General features: G+C 38.0%; 20 protein-coding genes. 17 read left to right on the plus strand and 3 right to left on the minus strand.

What is annotated here, in order from left to right; genetic code table 11:
• The 9 genes from nirB to N0O92_RS21035 all read left to right on the plus strand — a co-directional run.
• On the plus strand, nt 1-1,415 hold a 1,415-nt coding region (gene nirB / locus N0O92_RS20995), incomplete at its 5' end, for a nitrite reductase large subunit NirB (protein ID WP_315616682.1).
• Nucleotides 1,416-1,435: 20 nt separating this feature from the next.
• Nucleotides 1,436-1,762: a nitrite reductase small subunit NirD gene (gene nirD, locus N0O92_RS21000; protein ID WP_315616684.1), complete on the plus strand. Its 327-nt coding sequence runs from the start codon at nt 1,436-1,438 to the stop codon at nt 1,760-1,762.
• Nucleotides 1,763-2,270: 508 nt separating this feature from the next.
• Nucleotides 2,271-3,710, plus strand: coding sequence for a PTS mannitol transporter subunit IIBC (locus N0O92_RS21005; RefSeq protein ID WP_315616686.1), 1,440 nt, complete (start codon nt 2,271-2,273; stop codon nt 3,708-3,710).
• 146 nt (nt 3,711-3,856) lie between these two features.
• Nucleotides 3,857-5,998: a BglG family transcription antiterminator gene (locus tag N0O92_RS21010; RefSeq protein ID WP_315616688.1), complete on the plus strand. Its 2,142-nt coding sequence runs from the start codon at nt 3,857-3,859 to the stop codon at nt 5,996-5,998.
• A gap of 13 nt (nt 5,999-6,011) precedes the next feature.
• Nucleotides 6,012-6,449 carry a PTS mannitol transporter subunit IIA gene (locus N0O92_RS21015; RefSeq protein WP_315616690.1) on the plus strand — a complete coding sequence of 146 codons (438 nt, stop codon included), beginning with the start codon at nt 6,012-6,014 and terminating at the stop codon, nt 6,447-6,449.
• A gap of 1 nt (nt 6,450) precedes the next feature.
• Nucleotides 6,451-7,608, plus strand: a complete 1,158-nt coding sequence (locus N0O92_RS21020) for a mannitol-1-phosphate 5-dehydrogenase (protein ID WP_315616692.1) — start codon at nt 6,451-6,453, stop codon at nt 7,606-7,608.
• Nucleotides 7,609-7,753: 145 nt separating this feature from the next.
• On the plus strand, nt 7,754-8,569 hold the full coding sequence (locus N0O92_RS21025) for a uroporphyrinogen-III synthase (protein WP_315616694.1): 816 nt from the start codon (nt 7,754-7,756) through the stop codon (nt 8,567-8,569).
• A 180-nt stretch (nt 8,570-8,749) separates the two neighbouring features.
• The gene (pxpB, locus tag N0O92_RS21030) at nt 8,750-9,493 is read left to right on the plus strand and encodes a 5-oxoprolinase subunit PxpB (protein WP_315616696.1); all 744 of its coding nucleotides are present in this window, start codon (nt 8,750-8,752) and stop codon (nt 9,491-9,493) included.
• A complete protein-coding gene (locus N0O92_RS21035; protein WP_315616698.1) occupies nt 9,484-10,473 on the plus strand; it encodes a 5-oxoprolinase subunit C family protein in 990 nt (329 codons plus the stop codon). The genes pxpB and N0O92_RS21035 overlap by 10 nt, the downstream gene beginning before the upstream one ends.
• Nucleotides 10,474-10,480: 7 nt before the next feature.
• Here the strand turns inward: N0O92_RS21035 and N0O92_RS21040 are convergent, their stop codons facing one another.
• On the minus strand, nt 10,481-11,233 hold the full coding sequence (locus tag N0O92_RS21040; RefSeq protein WP_315616700.1) for an IclR family transcriptional regulator: 753 nt from the start codon (nt 11,231-11,233) through the stop codon (nt 10,481-10,483).
• Nucleotides 11,234-11,398: 165 nt separating this feature from the next.
• Here N0O92_RS21040 and N0O92_RS21045 point away from each other — a divergent pair, with 165 nt between their 5' ends.
• The 6 genes from N0O92_RS21045 to N0O92_RS21070 all read left to right on the plus strand — a co-directional run bounded on the left by N0O92_RS21045 (nt 11,399) and on the right by N0O92_RS21070 (nt 17,251).
• On the plus strand, nt 11,399-12,586 hold the full coding sequence (locus N0O92_RS21045; RefSeq protein ID WP_315616762.1) for an NRAMP family divalent metal transporter: 1,188 nt from the start codon (nt 11,399-11,401) through the stop codon (nt 12,584-12,586).
• A gap of 12 nt (nt 12,587-12,598) precedes the next feature.
• Nucleotides 12,599-13,357 (plus strand): LamB/YcsF family protein, encoded by a 759-nt coding sequence (locus N0O92_RS21050; protein ID WP_315616702.1) that lies wholly within the window; start codon nt 12,599-12,601, stop codon nt 13,355-13,357.
• A 255-nt stretch (nt 13,358-13,612) separates the two neighbouring features.
• The gene (locus N0O92_RS21055) at nt 13,613-14,224 is read left to right on the plus strand and encodes a YitT family protein (protein WP_315616704.1); all 612 of its coding nucleotides are present in this window, start codon (nt 13,613-13,615) and stop codon (nt 14,222-14,224) included.
• A gap of 158 nt (nt 14,225-14,382) precedes the next feature.
• The gene (locus N0O92_RS21060) at nt 14,383-14,901 is read left to right on the plus strand and encodes a GNAT family N-acetyltransferase (RefSeq protein ID WP_315616706.1); all 519 of its coding nucleotides are present in this window, start codon (nt 14,383-14,385) and stop codon (nt 14,899-14,901) included.
• A gap of 310 nt (nt 14,902-15,211) precedes the next feature.
• Nucleotides 15,212-16,621 (plus strand): alanine/glycine:cation symporter family protein, encoded by a 1,410-nt coding sequence (locus tag N0O92_RS21065; RefSeq protein WP_315616708.1) that lies wholly within the window; start codon nt 15,212-15,214, stop codon nt 16,619-16,621.
• Between the two features lie 141 nt (nt 16,622-16,762).
• Nucleotides 16,763-17,251: an RDD family protein gene (locus tag N0O92_RS21070; protein WP_315616710.1), complete on the plus strand. Its 489-nt coding sequence runs from the start codon at nt 16,763-16,765 to the stop codon at nt 17,249-17,251.
• Between the two features lie 185 nt (nt 17,252-17,436).
• Here N0O92_RS21070 and N0O92_RS21075 read toward each other — a convergent pair whose 3' ends face one another.
• Nucleotides 17,437-17,745 (minus strand): winged helix-turn-helix transcriptional regulator, encoded by a 309-nt coding sequence (locus tag N0O92_RS21075; RefSeq protein ID WP_315616712.1) that lies wholly within the window; start codon nt 17,743-17,745, stop codon nt 17,437-17,439.
• A gap of 198 nt (nt 17,746-17,943) precedes the next feature.
• On the opposite strand from N0O92_RS21075, the gene N0O92_RS21080 reads away from it, so the two are divergent.
• Both N0O92_RS21080 and N0O92_RS21085 read left to right on the plus strand, forming a co-directional pair.
• Entirely contained in the window at nt 17,944-18,360 is a 417-nt protein-coding gene (locus N0O92_RS21080; protein WP_315616714.1) for a universal stress protein, read from the plus strand.
• Nucleotides 18,361-18,556: 196 nt separating this feature from the next.
• A complete protein-coding gene (locus tag N0O92_RS21085) occupies nt 18,557-18,697 on the plus strand; it encodes a BH0509 family protein (RefSeq protein ID WP_315616716.1) in 141 nt (46 codons plus the stop codon).
• A 285-nt stretch (nt 18,698-18,982) separates the two neighbouring features.
• Here N0O92_RS21085 and mgtE read toward each other — a convergent pair whose 3' ends face one another.
• Nucleotides 18,983-20,347, minus strand: a complete 1,365-nt coding sequence (gene mgtE / locus N0O92_RS21090; protein ID WP_315616718.1) for a magnesium transporter — start codon at nt 20,345-20,347, stop codon at nt 18,983-18,985.
• Nucleotides 20,348-20,652 lie beyond the last annotated feature (305 nt).

A 20,652-nucleotide genomic window follows, 5' to 3' on the forward strand; every position in this document is an offset into this window, starting at 1 on the left:
ATGCTGAAGATACGAAGGCCATTCGTGTTCATGATGAATTCGAAGGCATTTATAAGAAAGTGGTTGTTAAAGACAACAAAGTGATTGGGGCCGTTTTATTTGGTGATACATCAGATTCGACTCGTCTGCTTAGCATGATGCGAAAAGAAGAGGACATTTCAGGGATGAGCAAAGTCGCGCTTCTTCCATCAGAAAGTGGAGAAGCACCGGTGAGTCCGGTTGTGGCGATGGCAGATGACGATAATGTGTGTGACTGTAACGGAATTTCCAAAGGAGCAATCTGTTCAGCGATTACCGATCAAGGATTAACCACGGTTGAACAAGTGAAGCAATGTACGACAGCCGGTCGTTCTTGTGGAGGCTGTAAACCGCTTATTGCAGACCTTTTAACGTTAACAACTGGAGAAGAAGTAGGAAATGTTCCTGAACCATTATGTGGCTGTACGACTCATACCCACGAAGAAGTAGTCGCAGAAATTCGCGAGCTTGGCTTAACGCATCCACGTGAAGTGATGAATGTTCTTGGCTGGGAATCGGATGAAGGCTGTTCGAAGTGTCGCCCAGCGATTAACTACTATTTAAAAATGGTCGATCCTATTAAAAATGCTGATGACCCAACATCACGCTTCATCAACGAACGTGCGCACGCGAACATCAATCATAATGGTACCTTTACCGTTGTCCCAAGAATGTATGGCGGAGTAACAAATGCAGAGCAATTACGTAAAATTGCTGATGTCGCAGATAAGTATAATGTTCCATTGTTAAAAGTAACAGGTGGCCAACGTATCGACTTATTCGGGGTAGAAAAAGAAGATTTACCGAAAGTGTGGAGTGACCTTGGTATGAGATCAGGTTCAGCTTACGCAAAAGCACTTCGAACTGTCAAAACATGTGTTGGAGAGCAGTTCTGTCGTTTTGGAACACAAGATTCGATCGGTCTCGGTGTGGAGTTAGAGAAGAAATTTGAATACATCAACACCCCACATAAAGTAAAGATGGCAGTATCGGCTTGTCCACGTAACTGTGCAGAGTCAGGCATTAAAGACTTTGGAGTGGTCGGAGTGGATGGCGGTTGGGAGCTTTACGTTGGTGGAAACGGCGGGGTAGATCTACGCGGCGGAGACTTATTCTGTAAGGTGAAAACGAAAGAAGAAATCATCGATACGATCAGTGCCTTTATGCAGTACTACAGAGAACATGCCAGATATTTAGAGCGTACATCCCACTTTGTTGAACGTGTTGGTTTAGATCATATGAAGAAAGTCGTTCTAGAAGATGAGGAAGGCCGCAAAGCCCTTATTGAGAGAATGGACGTAGCGTTATCGACCGGAAAAGATCCTTGGAAAGAAATCGTCGAAAACGAAGAACTACAACAAGAATTTAAAAAGAAAGAAGTTCAAGTACTTTCTTAAATTGGAGGGGGAGCATTCATATGAGTAAAGTTGATAGTGCAAACAAGGTTCATGTAGCAAATATTTCGGATTTATCTGTAGGAGTAGGTCAAAGAGTCAACGTAGCTGGCGAAGAGATTGCGTTGTTCAAGCAAAAAGACGGTGTAATTCGCGCCATTCAAAACAGTTGTCCTCATAAAGGAGGTCCTTTGTCAGAAGGAATTGTCAGTGGCGAGCATGTCTTTTGTCCGCTTCACGATTGGAAAATCAGCATGAAAGACGGGCAAGTGCAGGCGCCAGATGTTGGCTGTGTGAAGAAATATGATGTAGAAGTAGTGGACGAAGCCATATATATCGTGATGGATTGAGAGCCATTAAAAGAGAGTTCCTTAAAGAAGGTGCTCTTTTTTTGTGCCTTGGTACATTTTTAAGGGAGCGGACACCAGGTTCGTTATTTAGAAAAAATTAGCGCTATGGGAAGTATAAACGGACAGGAGAGACCTTATTTGCCTAAAAAAGAGGGGTTTTTACGTAAAATTAGTGAAATAGAGGAACCACGGTCCTTTTAAACAGAAAAAAGGTAGTATTAAAAGAAATAGGGCATCTACAGTCCGTTTGTTGCATGTATTAGTGGCTATGGCTCCGCATACTGAAAGCCTCAAAGCTTTTTTTATTCTCTAAGTAATACAGATCAATTTAAGCGTAACGGCTTCCTTTTTTGACAAAAAAAGGACAATTTAATATTCGATTAAAATTTTGGCAACAATACAATTGACAAAAGAAGCTTTTCTATAGATGGATTCTCATCTGTAACCGCTTTATTATAGAGGTACAGCAAGACAAGATAAAACAAGCAAGACGAAGGGAGATAGAAAGATGGATTCACCTAAAACTAATTCAAATATCAAAGTTAGAATTCAACGCTTTGGTAGTTTTTTAAGTGGCATGATTATGCCGAATATTGGAGCATTTATAGCATGGGGACTTATTACTGCATTATTTATCCCGACAGGTTGGTTACCAAATGAGAACTTAGCAGAACTTGTTGGTCCGATGATTACGTACCTTCTTCCGCTATTAATCGGTTTTACTGGTGGTCGAATGGTGTATGACCTACGAGGAGGGGTCGTAGGTGCGACTGCAACAATGGGGGTTATCGTTGGAGCAGACATCCCAATGTTCCTAGGAGCAATGGTTATGGGTCCACTTGGTGGGTGGCTCATTAAGCAAGTTGATAAGTATTTCGAGAACAAAGTAAAATCTGGTTTTGAAATGTTAGTTAATAACTTCTCAGCTGGTATTATTGGGGGAGCGTTAACGCTTGTTGCGTATGTTGGTGTAGGTCCGATTGTTTATGGATTAAACCAAACACTTGCAGCAGGAGTAAACTTCCTAGTTACAAACAATTTGTTACCACTTGCGAGTATTTTAATTGAACCAGCCAAAGTATTATTCTTAAACAACGCCATTAATCACGGGATTTTAGGTCCGATTGGAATTGAGCAAGCAGCACGTGAAGGAATGTCAATCTTATTCCTATTAGAAGCAAACCCTGGACCTGGTCTTGGTATTTTACTTGCTTTCATGTTATTTGGAAAAGGAATGGCGAAACAATCAGCACCTGGTGCGACAATTATTCATTTCTTTGGAGGAATTCATGAGATTTACTTCCCGTATATCTTAATGAAACCTGCACTTATTGTAGCGGCAATTGCTGGTGGCGCAACAGGCGTATTTACACTAATGTTATTTAACGGTGGACTTGTAGCAGCTCCATCACCAGGTAGTATCATTGCAATACTTGCGATGACACCACGTGGCGGATACTTTGCAGTCATTGCCGGTGTTATTGCCGCAACAGCTGTTTCCTTTATCATTGCTTCTATTATTCTTAAGAGTTCAAAGGCAACAGATGAAGGTGACTTAGCAAAAGCAACAGCACAAACTTCTGCATTAAAAGGAAAAGAAAGCAGAGCATCTGTATTAGTGAATCAAGAAGAAACAAAAGAAGCATCAACTGAAAATAATGAAGTAGTGAAAGAAAATGTGAATAAAATCATTTTTGCATGTGATGCTGGTATGGGTTCGAGTGCTATGGGTGCATCGATTTTAAGAAATAAAGTTAAAAAAGCTGGCTTGGAAATTGATGTTACAAATACGGCTATCAATAATATTCCAAACGACGCTGATATCGTTATTTCGCACAAAGATCTAACAGACCGTGCGAAAGCAAAATTGCCTACTGCCGTTCATATTTCAGTAGAGAACTTCTTAAATAGTCCGAAGTATGATGAGCTAATTGAAAAGTTAAAATAGGATTGCGAAGGAAGGTGGAAAGTTATTCACCTTCCTTCTTTTTTAAATTATGGCAACAATGAACGAGACGAAATCGAAATTACCTTTTGTTGAATCAATAATTCAGCTCGATTATGATTAAAATATAGTCATGTGGTATTTTAATTTTGTCATCAACTTTGAAAGTGAATGAGGTGAATGCCATTTACATTACGGCAAGAGAAAGGCAGATCTTAGAACACTTGTTATCATCAGATCAAGAAATAACGGTAAAAGGCCTAGCTGAAAAAATTGATGTTAGTGTGAGAACCGTTCATCGCGATTTAAAAGGTGTTGAGGACATTCTAAAAGAATATGACTTGAGTTTGCTAAAAAAATCTGGTGTTGGTGTTCAACTAGTTGGCTCGCATGATCAGATTGAAAACCTGAAGTTGTTTCTCTTTAATATTCAGCATAATGAATATACACCTGAGGAAAGACAGACGATTATTTTATGTACACTGCTAGAGTCGGTTGAACCTGTTAAGCTTTTGGCTATAGCAAGTGATTTAAATGTCACCATTGCCACCATCAGTAACGACTTAAATAAAGTAGAAGAGCAGTTGCAAAATCATGAAAATCTTATCTTGGTTCGAAAACGAGGCTATGGTGTTGAAATAGTAGGAGATGAAACATCGAAGAGAAAGGCAATGAGTAAGATCATTTCAGAAAATGTTGATGAATTTGATTTGTTATCTTTGATTAGAGAAAACATCCAAAAGAAAACATCACAACAAACAGAACTGATTTCTGAAAGGTTATTAGGTTTAGTTGACAAAAGAAACCTACTCATTGTTGAAAAGGCTATAGAAGAAATAAACAAAGAACTTCCTTATTCCATAGCAGATAGTGCTTACATGGGATTAGTTGTTCACTTAGCATTGGCCATGGAAAGAATCTTACAAGGTGAGAACATATCAATCGACCAAGCCTACCTAGAACATTTGGAAGTCACTTCTGAATTCAAAATTGCAGAAAAAATAATTGAGAAGCTAGAAAAAGTATTTCAAACCAAGATTCCTAAAGCAGAGGTTGGTTATATTACGATGCATCTGCGAGGAGCTAAATTACGGCTAGATAAGGAATATCTAATTGAAGATACAAGCCTGCAAATAGCTTTAAAAGCAAAAAGTTTAATTCTTCACGTTGAAAAAGAAACAGGAGAGTCGTTAGCCGACAATCATGAACTGCTTCAAGGGTTAGTTGCCCATTTAAGTCCAGCTCTCTTTCGTATCAAACAAAACATGGGTATTAGCAATCCGCTTCTAGATAAAATTAAACAAGATTACTCTCATTTGTTTCATGTAGTACAAGATGGGGTGAAGCTCGTTTTTCCTGAATTAGAAGTTCCAGAAGAGGAAATTGGTTATTTGGTTCTTCATTTTGGCTCGGTTCTGTTAGGGAGACATAAAAAAGAGTCATTAAAAGCCCTGATTGTTTGCTCAAGTGGAATTGGGACGTCGAAAATGTTAGCAACAAGTCTGCAACAAGAAGTTCCTGAAATAAAAGAGTGTAGAAATGTGTCGATGTTTGAGCTTATTCAAATCGATAATCATGAGTATGATTTGATCTTATCAACCATTCGTCTACCGGATTTTAACCGAGAGTATATTTTAGTTAATCCTATCTTAACGAGCGATGAGATTGAGAAGATTAAATCTTTTATTCATAAACAAAAGCAGAATGTTACAGAAGGACCAAAACAAGATATAGATTTTCCGACGTTATCTAGAAAAGAAAATACGATCGAGCGGATGAAGGTAATAAAAGAGTATTCGGACACGATCGTAACGATTTTACAAGGATTAAAAGTGTCTACGTATAAAGAAGACCAAAATCTCTCTTCCCTCCTCCAATCTGCTTGTGAAACACTGTTGAGTGAAGGGGTTATATCAGAATTACCTACTGTTATACACGATTTATTGGAACGAGAGAAAATAGGTGGATTAGGAATACCAAATACAAAGTTAGCACTTTACCATGCAAGAAGTGATGCTGTAAGGAAGCCATCCTTCACGATTCATGCATTGCACGAACCACAAACGATAACGGGAATGGATCAAGTTGAGATGAAGGTAGAGACTATTTTGCTTATGCTTTCTCCTCGAGAACTAGCTACCCCGTCACTAGAAATATTAAGTCAAATTAGCGCAGTAATTATTGAAAATGAGTTAAGTATTATTAGGTTTGAATCAAAAGATGAGAACAAAATATCGTCTTATTTAGCATCGAAGTTAGAAAGCTTTTTTAAAGAAAAAACAAATTATTAAGGAGTGTTTTAATATGTCATTACCAATTTTGTCAAATGAGAACATTGTATTAAACACAGAAGTGGATACGAAGGAAAATGCAATTAAATTAACGGGTGAACTACTTGTTAATCGTGGGTATGTTGAACCAGCATATATTGACAGAATGTTAGAGCGAGAAGAGCTTACTTCTACTTATATGGGGAACTTTGTGGCTATCCCGCACGGAACAGAAGAAGGGAAGGCTTCTGTGAAAGAATCAGGTATCGCTATTATCCAAGTTCCTAATGGAGTCGATTTCGGTGAAGGAAATATCGTAAAGTTATTAATTGGAATTGCTGGTAAAGGTGATGAGCACCTAGACATTTTGTCGCAAATTGCCATTGTATTGTCCGAGGAAGAAAATGTTGAAAAGGTGGTATCAGCAACATCGACGGAGGAAATTCTCGAAATTTTTGAAGAGGTGAACTAAGATGAAAGCTGTACATTTTGGAGCGGGGAACATCGGGAGAGGGTTTATTGGGTCTTTGTTGTATGAGTCTGGATACGAGACTATTTTTGTTGATGTGAATAAAGAAATTGTTGATTTGCTTAATGCAAGAAAAGAATACAATGTTGTTCTGGCGGATCAATCAAAAGAGACGGCCACGATCAAAAATGTTTCAGCTATTAACAGTATGCAACAGCCAGAGCAAGTTATCGAGGCTATTGCTAATGCTGATATTGTCACAACGGCCGTTGGTCCGACTATTCTCCCGATCATTGCAAAGAGTTTAGTGGAAGGTTTGCGTTTACGAGTTCAAAAGAACAACACCCCTTTAAATATTATTGCGTGTGAAAATTTAATTGGTGGTAGTACTCTTTTAAAAGAAAGTGTGTATAGCCAATTAGCAGAAGAAGAAAAAGCTATCTTTGATCAGCGCTTTGCGTTTCCTGATGCAGCGGTTGACCGGATTGTTCCTAATCAAGTGAATGAAGATAAACTACTTGTAATGGTTGAACCTTACTATGAGTGGGTAGTCGAACAATCAAGCATGATAGGAGATATTCCGAAAATTAATGGCGTGACATATGTGGAGGACCTTAATCCTTACATTGAAAGAAAGTTATTTACCGTTAATACCGGTCATGCGGTAGCTGCATACCTGGGATATCATGCAGGTATTAAGACAATTGATCAGGCGTTAGAAGTGGAAGAAATTAGAACGTTACTTGAAAAAACATTGCAAGAAACAGGTCGTTTACTTTCGGAGAAACACTCCTTTAATTTAGATGAGCATGAACTATATATTCAAAAAATCATTACTCGATTTTTGAATGTGAATTTAGCTGATGATGTGACTAGGGTAGGAAGAGGACCACTACGGAAGCTTGGACCGAATGATCGACTGGTCGGGCCTGCGAGACAATTTATTGAAATCGTAGGGGAAGAACCTGTTTATTTAGCAAAAGCAATAGCAGCGGCTTTCCATTATGATGTACAAACAGATGAAGAAGCTGTTCAAATTCAGCAACTCATTAGGGATAAAGGATTGAAAACAGCGATAACAGAAGTGACTAAACTAGATCAAACTAGTCGTTTGCTAACTCTCATTGTTGAACAGTATGAGCAGCTTAACGATCAAAATTAACAGATTTAGAAGACTCTGATAAAGGACATATAACCTTTATCAGAGTCTTCTTTCATGTTTCAACCATTTTTTTCTACATGGAAAAAGCTTATAATAAGAATAAGTGAATGATAGAAAACTTGAAGTAGAAAGAGAAGTGACACGAATGAAGACTGGTTTAGATGAAAGAAAAATAGTGCTTGCAGCCTCAAGAAAAACAGATGAAATGAGTAAGCTCATTGAAAAGCAAAATGGAGTTCCTCTTGTGCGCTCTCTTCAAGGAACGGTGTTTAAGGCAGAAGAGGAAGTAAAAGATGACTTACAGAAGATTGTAAATGAGACATTTGACTGGATGGTTTTTACAACGGGAATAGGGACGAATGCTTTGCTAGAGTTGGCGGCTGAGTTAGAGATACAAGAGCAGTTTCTTCAAAAAATGAAAGAGGCGCAAATTGCCTCAAGAGGATACAAAACGTTTGCGGCCTTAAAGAAAATAGGATTTACACCAAGTGTAAAGGATGATGATGGCACAATAAAAGGATTAATTGAGTCCTTTGAAGGAATTGATTTCAAAGAAAAACGAGTGTTGGTTCAACTTCATGGTGAAAATGCACCTGCGCTGATTCAGTATTTAGAAGAAGCAGGAGCAGAAGTGATGAAGGTGCTTCCTTATCAGCATGTTGATCCTGACTTTGCTGTGGTAGAAAAGCTATGTCAGGAATTGTTTTCCTCTGATGTTGATGCGGTATGCTTTACAGCTGCCATTCAAGTTCGATCTTTCTTTAAGTATGTAAAAGAAAAAGGATATGTTGATCAAGTCCTACACGCCTTCAGAACCGGTGTTCTTGCAGTAGCTGTCGGTAAGGTAACGGCGGAAGCATTGCATGAGGAAGGGATCGAGAGAGTGGTAGCTCCTGAACTGGAAAGAATGGGTGCCATGATTGTTGAATTAGCTAGATATTATGAGAAAGCAAAAGAGTAGATGCTCTTTTGCTTTTTTTTGCATGAAACAAGGTTTATTTATGTAAAATACATACGCGTGGTACGCTCTCTTCTTTTGATTTTCCATTGCTTTTTTATAATCTGATAATTATAATTATTACAATACAACTGATAATCGGAATATAAGTTCCGAATTTCGGAACTGAAAGAGGTGAGCAGGTTGGATCGACTTATTACAGATTTTGAAAAAGAGGTAAAAGTGACGGCGTTAAGTGAGTCTGCGATAGCGGTCCATTTTGGGAATGAAATCGATGTGGAAGTACATAAAAAAGTAAAAGCTTTTGCTGCTCATTTAGAGAAAGATCCATTTAAAGGGTTAAAGGAAATAGTTCCGGCCTTTACAACTGTAACCGTATTTTATGATCCGCTTTCTATTCTTCCATTTAGTAAAGGTGAGTCACCCTCTTCTATTGTTTGTGCGACGTTAAAAGAGATAGCTTTGAATTTAAAAAAGGCAGATGAACAGAAAAGTCGCCTGATCGAAATTCCTGTCTGTTATGGTGGGGCATACGGTCCTGATCTTGAATATGTAGCCGAATATAATCGTCTAACTCCTGATCAAGTTGTAGACATTCACTCAAGTGGAGAGTATCTCGTTTACATGATTGGTTTTGCGCCTGGATTTCCGTATTTAGGAGGAATGTCAGAGAAGATTGCTACCCCTAGGAAGGAACAGCCACGAATGGAAATACCAAAGGGATCTGTTGGAATAGCGGGGAAACAAACGGGGGTGTACTCAATCTCGACTCCGGGAGGGTGGCAACTCATTGGAAAAACGCCTCTAGATTTATTCTTTAAAGATCAGACTCCTCCTAGTTTGCTTCAATCAGGTGATGTCATTCGTTTTAAACCCATTACTGAAGCTGAATATAACCAATATAGGGAGGATTCAAAATGGCTCTAAAAGTACTTAAGCCAGGTCTCTTAACTACTATTCAAGATTTAGGGAGAACCGGATTTCAAAAGCACGGGGTTATCATGAGCGGAGCGATGGATCCTTTGGCCCTCCGAATTGCCAATTTGTTAGTGGGCAATGCAGAAGATGAAGCCGCTTTGGAAATGACATTAGCTGGATCATCGTTACGGTTTGAGAAAGATGCACTTATTGCCATTGCAGGAGGAAATCTCTCCTCAACAATAGACAATCAATCCATTCCCATTCATCGACCTATTTTTGTGAAAAAAAACAGTATTTTATCGTTCGGTCCTGCGAAAACAGGTTGTCGATGCTATGTAGCCATTTCGGGAGGACTAGTTGTATCAGACGTGATGGGGAGTAAGAGTACGTACCTTCGAGCTAAATTAGGAGGATTTGAAGGGCGCGCTTTAGATGTTGGTGATGTTATTGAATTTAAACAAAATCAGGAATGGGATATGTGGGAAGAATCTCAAAATAAGTATCGTTCATGTATTGTAAGTCGGTGGGGGCTGAATTCAACTCTCGTACAAAATAAACGAAAAGAGATTAGGATTATTCCAGGGCCACATTATCAACAATTTACGAAAGAAAGTCAGGATCAATTGTTTCATTCCTCATTTAAAGTGACACCGCAATCTGATCGAATGGGTTACAGACTTTCTGGACCATCGCTGCGCGTGATTAATAAGGTAGAGTTACTATCAGAGGGGGTCACTTTTGGTACGATTCAAGTTCCGCCTGATGGAAATCCAATCATCTTACTTGCGGATAGGCAGACCATTGGCGGGTATCCCAAAATTGGGCAAGTGATAGAGGTAGATATCCCGGCTGTAGCCCAATTGAAACCAGGTGAGAAAATTTCTTTTTCCTGTGTGTCAATAGAGGAAGCGGAAAAGCTACTAATAAGAAGAGAAACCGAATTAAATGAGTTAAAAATAGGGATTAAATTAAAACATATGAAGTAAGCTAGCATTAATTGAATCCAAGCTTACAGGAGATTTGGTTGGCTGTTTGTTTTACTTTCTCTATCATTTCGGCCACGCGTGTTTCGGGAAAACGACTTTCTGGTCCAGCTACACTTAAGCCGCCAATCACTTGTCCGCTAATGTTGAAAATAGGGGCAGCGATAGAGACTGTATTGTTTTCGAGTTCTGAATAACTGATAGCAACGCCGTCTGTTCGTGATTGTTTTAAAACATTTCTTAAAACCTCTTTATCGGTTATGGTCTTTAACCCGACTGGTTTGAGATCGATAGTGCGAATATAAGATTCTTGCTCTTTTTCATCGATATGAGCGAGTAGAATTCTAGAGCAGGCACCGGAATAAAGCGGCGAACGACGTCCGACTTTTGTGAAAAGTCGCACAGGGTGGTCTGTGTCTACTTTTTCGACATATAGAGCTTCATTGCCATCTCGTATCGTTAAATTAACAGCTTCATTAACATCATCTCTAAGGGCTTCCATATATGGCTTAGCGATTTTAGGGAGATCAAGGCGTTCGGAAACGAGTTGTCCGTACTCTAAAAAAAGAAGGCCTAGGGAATAGTTACCTTCAAAGTCTTTTGTAAGAAATCCCATTTCAGTCAATGATCCGACCATTCGATGAGCAGATGTTTTTGGTAAATTTGACATTTGTACGATTTCGTTAAGAGTAAGGGCCGAATGTATTCGAAAAAGATTCAGGATCGTCATTGATTTTACAACCGTTTTATTTTTGCTTTGCAAATGAAACACCTCATCACTTATGACCTAAAGATAGTTTAATTTTACTAAACCAGTAAGATGGTGTCTATGTAACTTTAGTGAAAGCTGATGAGCGTATTCAATTAAAATATTTACTGAGTGAGGAAGAGCAGAATGAAAAATCAGAGGTCCCTTCATAATGAACAAATGACACCGAAAGAGAGAATGAGTGCGATGGCGGGAGCTGCCTTTTTGATGGCTACGTCAGCTATCGGACCTGGTTTCTTAACGCAAACAGCTGTGTTTACAGAACAGTTGTTGGCGAGCTTCGGGTTTGTTATCTTAGCATCCGTTATTTTAGATATTGGTGCACAAATCAATATTTGGAGAATCATTGCTGTCTCAAGAATGAGAGGACAGGAAATTGCGAATGCTGTTTTACCTGGGTTAGGATATGTAGTTGCCTTTTTTATTGTCCTTGGTGGACTAGCTTTTAATATAGGAAATGTGGCTGGTGGTGGTCTTGGAGTCAATGCCTTATTAGGGCTTGATACAACCATTGGTGCCATTATAACTGGGGTTATTTGTATTTTTATCTTTTTACTAAAAGAAGCGAACATGGCTATGGATAAAATAGTCCGCTATTTAGGGGCACTGATGATTTTGCTAACAGCTTACGTGATGATTGTAAGTGCGCCTCCATACGGAGAAGCAGTTTTACGGACATTTGTCCCAATCGAAATAGATTTCTTAGCTATTATCACAATCGTTGGTGGAACCGTCGGTGGGTATATTACGTTTGCTGGAGGTCACCGACTATTAGATGCAGGAATAACGGGAAGAGAGAACTTACGATATGTAACGAATACAGCTATTTCTGGTATTGTCGTAGCATCCATTATGCGGGTTATTTTGTTTTTGGCGATTTTAGGTGTTGTTTCAGCTGGATTTGTGCTAAATCCAGATAATCCAACGGCATCCGTTTTTCAAATTGCAGCTGGTGAAATTGGATATCGAATGTTTGGATTAGTATTATGGGCAGCGGGGATTACCTCTGTAATCGGAGCGGCTTATACATCTGTATCCTTCTTAACAACGTTTCATCCAAGTATTGAAAGAAACAAAAACTATTGGACAGTCGGTTTTATCGTTTTTTCTACGGTAGTATTCGCGTTGATTGGGAGACCGGTTGCGTTATTGTTGTTAGCCGGTGCCTTTAATGGACTTATTCTACCACTTACATTAGGGTGCATTTTGTTAGCTGCTCATCGCGTTAGTATTGTAGGAGATTATAAACATCCTGTTTGGATGACGGCATTCGGAGCTATTGTGGTGGTGCTAACAGCCTATCTTGGGGTTCGAACATTAATACAAATGATTCCGCAGCTTTTTTAAAGGGGGATGGAGATGACGAGTGTAGATATAAATTGTGACTTAGGTGAAAGTTTTGGTGCCTATAAAATCGGTCAAGATGAACTCATTTTAGATCATGTTACATCGGCAAACGTAGCGTGTGGTTATCATGCAGGGGATCACAATGTAATGGCTACAACGGTAAAAATGGCTGCGGCAAAAGGAGTAAAAATAGGCGCTCATCCAGGGTTTCCTGATCTGTTAGGATTCGGAAGAAGAATCATTGAAACAAATCCTGAAGATGTATATAATTTTGTGATCTATCAAATAAGTGCATTAAAAGGATTTTGTGACATTGAGGGTGTTACTATGCAGCATGTGAAGCCGCATGGTGCGTTGTATAATCTTGCTGCAACAAACGAAAATGTAGCCGATGCCATTGCACAAGCTGTGTATGATGTAGATCCTGCTCTCGTGTTATTCGGATTATCACAGAGTAAACTGACGAAAGCTGGGTTGGAAAAGAAGCTAAGAGTAGCGAATGAAGTATTTGCTGATCGAACTTATCAAGCTGATGGTACACTAACACCTCGCTCTCAGAAACATGCCCTTATCCACGACGTACACACAGCTATAGATCAAGTTGTAACCATGGCCAAAACAGGTACGGTAAAAGCAATTAATGGTACGGTTGTCCCTATTCAGGCTGATACCATTTGTATTCATGGAGATGGAGAAAACGCATTGACATTTGCTAAGGAATTAAAAAGAGTGTTGCATGTGGAAAGGATTTCTATTAAGCCTATTTTATAATAGTGAACAAAAAGAGTGTTTCTAGCAGACACTCTTTTTTGTTATGTTAATAAAGTTTCTATTGTTAAAAATACTAAAAATGACTTTAATTCATAAACGCTTTAAAGGTTAAGCGCGTTTGCGTATGTATTTGCGGCAGATTCAAATTGTTCTTATAATAATTTACTAGTGGATGATTTGGATTATTATTCAACGAAAATAGTTGAGGTACATATATGGTCATAGCAAAATAATACTCCAAGGAGGAGAGTATAAGTGAAACTACTAAATGTAGTGCTAGGTTGTTTAGTTGTTAGTATGGGTGTTTTGATTTTGCAAAGCTCACAAGTTACAACAGGTGGAACGGCAGGACTGGCATTAAGTCTTACCTACGGCTTCGATATTCCGTTTTCGGTCATGTTCTTTTTCATTAACATCCCTTTTTATATCTTAGCTGTAATGAAGATGGGGTGGAAATTCACCTTATCTACCATGTTTGCGGTAACAACAATGTCCGTATTAACCGAAGTAATTCAGTACCTTCCTAGTTTTTCAATGACACCTTGGGTAGGAGCCATTTTAGGAGGGACAGTTGCTGGATTGGGTTTGTCAATCTTGTTTTTAAATGGGTCGTCATTAGGAGGAGCCAATATTTTATCGTTATACGTTCAAAAACGGTTTCATTTCAATCCGGGAATCACCACATTTGTTTTTGACTTTATTGTTATATTTATTGGTCTGTTCTCCATTGGACTTATTAGGGGTTTGTATTCCATTTTATCTATTGTGATGATTTCATATATTATTAGCTTCTTTAAAGGGAAAATTGCAGCGGAAAATACGACGAAAACGCGGGCAGTTAGAACGACGCAGCCGAGCGCATCGTAAATTTGACGAGAAACCTTAGCCGATTAGTTGCTAAGGTTTTTTTTGCTTGTTATTTGAATGCGGAAGGGGGTTGCAAAAGGAAAGAGGAATATATTATACGTTTATATAACGTAATGAAAAGAACGTAAGGATTTCATTTAGAAAGAAGGAGGCTTATTATGGACATTAAATTAGAGGTGTTAACGATGGACCATGCTGAAGGGTTACTGCAATTTGAGGTAGAAAATAGAGAGTTTTTTGAAAAACTTGTTCCTGGAAGAGGAGAGTCATACTATGATCGGAACACGTTCTTAACGTTTCTAGATGAACTGTTAGTTGAGCATAAAAAGGGAGAAGGCATGTATTATCTTATCTTGACCTTGGATGGCACAATATTAGGGAGAATTAATTTATTTAATGTAACAGAAACGCCGATCTTTTCTGCTGAGATTGGCTACCGTATTGGTGAAATGTTTTTACGAAAAGGCATTGCATCAAAAAGTGTGAATCACTTGAAAGATTTGTTGGAATTAACCTATGAAAAAATAGAGCTTCGTGCTAAAACAACGAGTCATAACAAGGGATCGCAAAGAATTTTGGAGAAAAACGGTTTTGTTTTAGAAGCTATTGATGTGGGGGGAGCGTCCCTTAATGGGGAAGTGCATGACTTTCTTTCTTACACGTGGAAGAACTTTTAAGTAATAAGATATTTTCTTACACTAATAATACTTTATATTGGAATAATAGCTTATAAAAAATGAATTAAGGCTCTCTTTTTTAATTTTGTAAAAATGCTAACATGGCTATCGCTCGGAAATTTTGTCTTTGTGAAATTCTACAGTAATAACAGGGTTTTTAGCCTTCTTGAGTTAACAATCTGAGCACAAAGAAAAATTTGCCAGATAAATTTGTTAAATTTTCTGACACTTTATCTTTACAGGTTTACACCTCTTAGTGTATAGTAAAAAAATAATTTAGATAATTCAAACAAAGAGAGGTGTTCCAGTTTTGCAAGCAATTATTGATTTTCTTAATGGATTTTTATGGACGTATGTAGTTATCGGTGGTTTATTGGGTGCAGGTTTGTATTTCACGTTTAAAATTCGGTTTATGCAATTTCGCAGCATTGGTGAAATGTTTCGTGTGGTAACACAAAAGTCAACGCAAGTAGAGGGAATGAAAAGTATTAGTCCATTTAAATCATTTGCGATCGGTGCGGCAACACGTATCGGAACTGGGAACTTGGCAGGGGTTACGGTCGCCATTGCGTTAGGTGGTCCTGGTGCCGTGTTCTGGATGTGGGTCGTAGCATTACTTGGTGGTGCAACAAGTTTCATTGAAAGTACGTTAGCGCAAGTTTATAAAATCAAAGACAAAGAGTCTTTCCGTGGTGGCCCTGCATATTACATTGAAAAGGGATTAGGTCAACGTTGGTTAGGAATTGTGTTTGCGGTATTAATTGCTATTACATTTGGTCTTATTTTTAATTCTGTTCAAAGTAACACAATTGCTGGAGCGTTTGATAATGCGTTTGGGATTAGTCCATGGGTAATGGGAGCTATCATGACTGTGTTAGCGGGGGCTATTATTTTTGGTGGAGTTCACCGAATTGCGAACTTCTCAAGTGTGATTGTTCCAATTATGGCTGTGTTATATATTATCATTGCTTTAGTTGTCGTAGTCATGAATGTTTCTGAAATTCCAGCCGTTCTAAGTTTAATTGTACGTAGTGCATTCGGTTTTGAGCAAGCTCTTGGTGGCGGAATTGGTGCTGCTATTATGATGGGTGTTCGTCGTGGCCTCTTCTCGAATGAAGCAGGTATGGGTAGTGCTCCGAACGCAGCCGCTACGGCAAATGTATCACATCCTGCAAAACAAGGTTTTGTTCAAACATTAGGTGTATATGTTGATACATTAATCGTCTGTTCGGCTACAGCTTTTATCATTCTATTAAACACAGACTATCACTTAAGTGAAGCTGAAGGAATTCAATTGCTACAAAACTCTCTTAGTTTACAAATAGGTGGATGGGCAAGTTACTTTATCGCAGCGGCAATCTTTATGTTTGCATTTAGTTCGATCATTGGTAGTTACTATTATGGTGAAACGAATATCGAGTTCATCAAAAAGAGCAAAACAGCCGTAAATGTGTATCGTCTAGCAACAATGGGATTTGTACTTTTCGGTTCAGTGGCAAGCTTAGGTCTCGTATGGGATTTAGCTGACTTATTCATGGCATTGATGACAGTGATTAATATCATCGGTATTTTATTATTAGGGAAGATTGCCTTTAAAGTTCTTCAAGATTATGAGGACCAACGTAAGCAAGGTCTTGATCCTACATTCAGTCCAAAGAAGTTAGGGATTGAGAATACAGAAGCGTGGGATGAAGAAAAGTCTGATAAGATGGTAGGATAATTTTAGTATGAAAAATAGTCAGCTACTTAAGAGTAGCTGGCTATTTTGATATGGTTTGAAAATAAATAATTTTTTGAGGGTGAAACCAAAATATGGTAAAATTACTTTTAATCTCTAATTACCTTATGAGGAGTTGAATAAATGATTGCTGAACAGAAAAGTAATCAATGGGTTGAACGGTTATTAAATGAAGAACAACGTGCTGGTGGCTGGATCCGCTTAATTGCAGCGTTTTTTGACTTTGTTTTTTTAGCTCTTATTCTTATTGTTACTAGTGCGATTACGACGTTTTGGATGATCGTTCAATCAGAGGCTCCTTCTGATAATATAGAGTTTATTCGTAGATATATGTGGGAGAATGAATTCCATTTGTATGTAATAAATTGGATTGTGATTTTAATGGTGTTTGTAACCGTTCATTTGCTTTATGCAATCAAAGGGAAAAGAACAATAGGAATGAAGATTGTTGACCTTTACGTTTATAATGAAAAAGCAGAGAAACCTACAGGTGGACAATTTTTTATGAGAGAGATGTTAAAGTATGTGCTGTTTCCTTTCTTTATAATGTCTTTCGGGAAGGGTAGACGCACGCTTTATGATAAATGGACAAAAACGTATTTAGTGAAATAAAACACTTCTCCACGGTGCTACTGTTTGGAGGTGAAAGATGAATAAACGTGATTCAACAATGGTGAAGTCTCTTTTTTGTCGTCATTGCTATTTAGTGAAGCAAAGAGTTAGGCAATAGAAAAAGGGGAGTCCCTTAAAAGACCACTGAAGAAGGCGAAAGTTCGCACCTTTTTCAGTGGTCTTTTTTATGTCCAACTTTCTCCCCAAGATTGAATCGATTCAATGACTGGTTGTAGGGCTAAACCCTTTTCTGTTAACGAATATTCAATTCGAACCGGCTTTTCAGGAAAGACCGCTCTTGTAACGATATCTTGTTGCTCTAATTCTTTCATACGTTCAGTTAGTATACGGTCACTCATATCTGGTATTTGTGTTTTTATATCTTTGAAACGTTTTGGTCCGTCTAGCAGAACTCGAATGATAAGCCCGGTCCATCTTTTTCCTAATATCTCAATGGCATGCTCATATTTAGGACACATTTGGCTATAATCCATTTTTATCACCTCGATATTATTAGTTTACCACAAGGTTGTGGTAGAGATGAAATATGGAAGTAGGCAAAGTCGCCCGAAAATAGGTAAATATGTGAGTAAGTGTAAAAAAATTAAGCTGTTTCTCGTTTTAAATGTAATGACGCACCCCTTCCTTGTGTATGGATAAAATAAAGAGTAATAGATGTGAGGAGGGGTTTCATGTTCGAGAAGATCGTTGTTGCCTTGGATGGTTCAATTCAATCGATAAGAGCAGCCGAGAAAGCGATTGAGTTAGCGAAACAAAGTGGTGCGCATGCATATGTCGTTTATGTCGTCGATGGGAAAACGTCAAAAGCCGATGTGTTAAATACATGGAACTCCTTAGGGATAATGGAGAAACGGAAAAAGAAATTTAAACTTGTAGAAGATGTGGCAAAAAAGGAAGGAATCAGCTATGAAGTAAGATTGTTGCGAGGAGATCCAGCAGGAACACTTGTTACGTTCTCTAATGATATTCAAGCTGATTTAATTGTTGTTGGAAGCAGAGGCTTAAATCAGTTTCAACAAATGATCCTTGGAAGTGTAAGTCATAAAGTAGTAAAGCGTGCTACTTGTCCTGTGTTACTTATAAAATAAGAGGAAAAAAAGAGAACACCATTCATTAGCGAATTGAAAAAGTCAAAGTAGACTTTTTTAATTACCGATATAGATGGTGTTTTTTATGTGAGTAAAAATAGGCTGTTTTTTCTAAAAAAACGTTGACGTTTTTGAAAGATCTGTTATATAATACAATTAAATAAAATAAATTGTATTATTACAGGAGGCGATGAACATGAGCAGGCAAGAACGAGAAAATATGATTCAGTTTTTATCAAAGGTACAGGGAATGAAAGAAGGGAAGTTAATGTTAATGACAGATGAAGATGTAGAGCATTTGTATACGAGAGCATATCTTCTTTACGAAAAAGCGTAAGAGGTTGAAGAACCCAAACTCACTTACCTTCCTATAGGAAAAAGATCAATCCTTGTTCATAATAGTGTCTAAGCGTAACTCGGCCAAAATGTAGTATACTACTATCGAGAGTAGGAAAAAGGTGGTCGTCGAGTTATGAAAATGTCAAATAAGAAACTGTTTATACTCATCTCCGTTATCGTTTTACTATATGGAATTGGTTATTGGGTTATTGGGGATCTATTAACTAGGTAAAGAAAAGAAGCGACTCTTGAATGAGTCGCTTCTTTTCTTTGTAGAGGGCTTTTATAATCCAGACAATTGAGTTAAGAACGCTGTAGCAATACTAAAGTAAATAATTAAGGAAAAGATATCATTTAAAGTAGTGATGAGAGGGCCAGAGGCAACGGCAGGATCCACACCAAAACGGTTTAATGTTAAAGGAATAACCGTACCAGCTAATGTTCCTACAATCAATGTAATTAATAGAGAAGTTCCTACAACAAACCCTAAAATCAAACTACCTATCCAAAAGTATGCAATTAAAAAGATAAGAATACCACAAGTTATTCCGATAATGATGCCAACTCTTAGCTCCCTGAAAACAAGTTTTATAACTGTTTTTCGATCTGTATCATTTGTAACCAAACCTCGAACAACAACGGCAAGTGATTGAGTACCTGTATTTCCAGTCATTCCGGCAATCATCGGCATAAAGAAAATGAGAGCCACTACTTGTTCAAGGGTCGCTTCAAACCCGCTAATGATACTTCCGGATACAAGACCAATGAATAGTAAAAGGATGAGCCAAGGAAGGCGACGAACAGAAGCAGTGACTGCCTTTGTGTGGAAATCGATCGCTTTACCCGTTGCAGATAACTTTTCAATATCTTCATTAGCTTCTTGGATGACGATATCAATCGCATCGTCAACCGTAATAATCCCTTTTAGCACATTTTGGTCGTCGACGACAGGAACCGCTATAAAGTCATATCTTTCAATTGTTTGAGCTACTTCTTCTTGATCATCATCGACATGAACGGACACGACACGAGTGAACATTAAATCTTCGATAATTTCATCGATGTCAGCGATTAATAAATCTCGGTAGGATACCACCCCCACGAGCTTATCCTCTTCATTAATGACATATAAATAGTAAATGTTCTCAGAAAAACTAGCATATTCTTTTAACTTATCTACAGCTTGTCTTACGTTTTGATTCGCATGAATCCAAATGAATTGATTGGTCATAATCCCACCAGCTGTATCAGCAGGATAACTCATCAGGGATTGGATATTTTTTGAGTCTTCATTTTTCATAATATCTAGAAACTCTTGTATCTTATCGACAGATAGTTCATTTAAAAGATCGGCAAGATCATCATTGTCCATATGATCCATTACCTTAGAAGAACGTTCAATGCCAAGTTTATGTAAAATTTCTATTTGCATTTCGTATTCCAGCTCTTGAATTAACGCTGCAATTTGAGAAGGTGTTAAGAAAGTAAGAAATTTATGATGATGCTTTTCTGGTAACCCTTTATAGAGTTGCGCAAAATCATATGGATGTAGCTCGTCAAGTATCTCCTGCAAAGCCCCGCGTTTGGCTTCTTTCATGTATTTTATTACTAACACTAACAATTGATCTTCAGTCATATTCGAAATCATAATGTCACCCCGCTTATGTATACGTATTTACTTTACAGAAAAACCCCTTGTAAGAAAACCTCTTTTTTTCCAAATAGCAAATAGATAACTCCTTACAATATTTACAAAGTTTATATGATTAACACCGTGATTACAAACTGCATACAGTCCGTTTCGTTTTCTATTATTATTTAGGGTGTATCAAAGAAACGAATTCAAACCAAATGAACAAAACCGTTCATCTTTCTTAACAGAGAAGGGGATAAATAAGTGAATGTATGCCTTTTTCTTACCTATTTAGTCGGTATTAGCATTGACGCTTTCAA

Source organism: Alkalihalobacillus sp. MEB130, assembly GCF_032335535.1.
In the GTDB taxonomy this organism is placed as follows: Bacteria; Bacillota; Bacilli; order Bacillales; family Bacillaceae_D; genus Halalkalibacter.

Bases quoted from the DNA above. Each gene is read 5' to 3' on its own strand.
- nirD (WP_315616684.1), top strand. From the start codon at position 1,436: ATGAGTAAAGTTGATAGTGCAAACAAGGTTCATGTAGCAAATATTTCG.
- N0O92_RS21005 (WP_315616686.1), top strand. From the start codon at position 2,271: ATGGATTCACCTAAAACTAATTCAAATATCAAAGTTAGAATTCAACGC.
- N0O92_RS21015 (WP_315616690.1), top strand. From the start codon at position 6,012: ATGTCATTACCAATTTTGTCAAATGAGAACATTGTATTAAACACAGAA.
- N0O92_RS21020 (WP_315616692.1), top strand. From the start codon at position 6,451: ATGAAAGCTGTACATTTTGGAGCGGGGAACATCGGGAGAGGGTTTATT.
- N0O92_RS21025 (WP_315616694.1), top strand. From the start codon at position 7,754: ATGAAGACTGGTTTAGATGAAAGAAAAATAGTGCTTGCAGCCTCAAGA.
- N0O92_RS21035 (WP_315616698.1), top strand. From the start codon at position 9,484: ATGGCTCTAAAAGTACTTAAGCCAGGTCTCTTAACTACTATTCAAGAT.
- N0O92_RS21045 (WP_315616762.1), top strand. From the start codon at position 11,399: ATGACACCGAAAGAGAGAATGAGTGCGATGGCGGGAGCTGCCTTTTTG.
- N0O92_RS21050 (WP_315616702.1), top strand. From the start codon at position 12,599: ATGACGAGTGTAGATATAAATTGTGACTTAGGTGAAAGTTTTGGTGCC.
- N0O92_RS21060 (WP_315616706.1), top strand. From the start codon at position 14,383: ATGGACATTAAATTAGAGGTGTTAACGATGGACCATGCTGAAGGGTTA.
- N0O92_RS21070 (WP_315616710.1), top strand. From the start codon at position 16,763: ATGATTGCTGAACAGAAAAGTAATCAATGGGTTGAACGGTTATTAAAT.
- N0O92_RS21075 (WP_315616712.1), bottom strand. From the start codon at position 17,745: ATGGATTATAGCCAAATGTGTCCTAAATATGAGCATGCCATTGAGATA.
- N0O92_RS21080 (WP_315616714.1), top strand. From the start codon at position 17,944: ATGTTCGAGAAGATCGTTGTTGCCTTGGATGGTTCAATTCAATCGATA.
- N0O92_RS21085 (WP_315616716.1), top strand. From the start codon at position 18,557: ATGAGCAGGCAAGAACGAGAAAATATGATTCAGTTTTTATCAAAGGTA.
- mgtE (WP_315616718.1), bottom strand. From the start codon at position 20,347: ATGATTTCGAATATGACTGAAGATCAATTGTTAGTGTTAGTAATAAAA.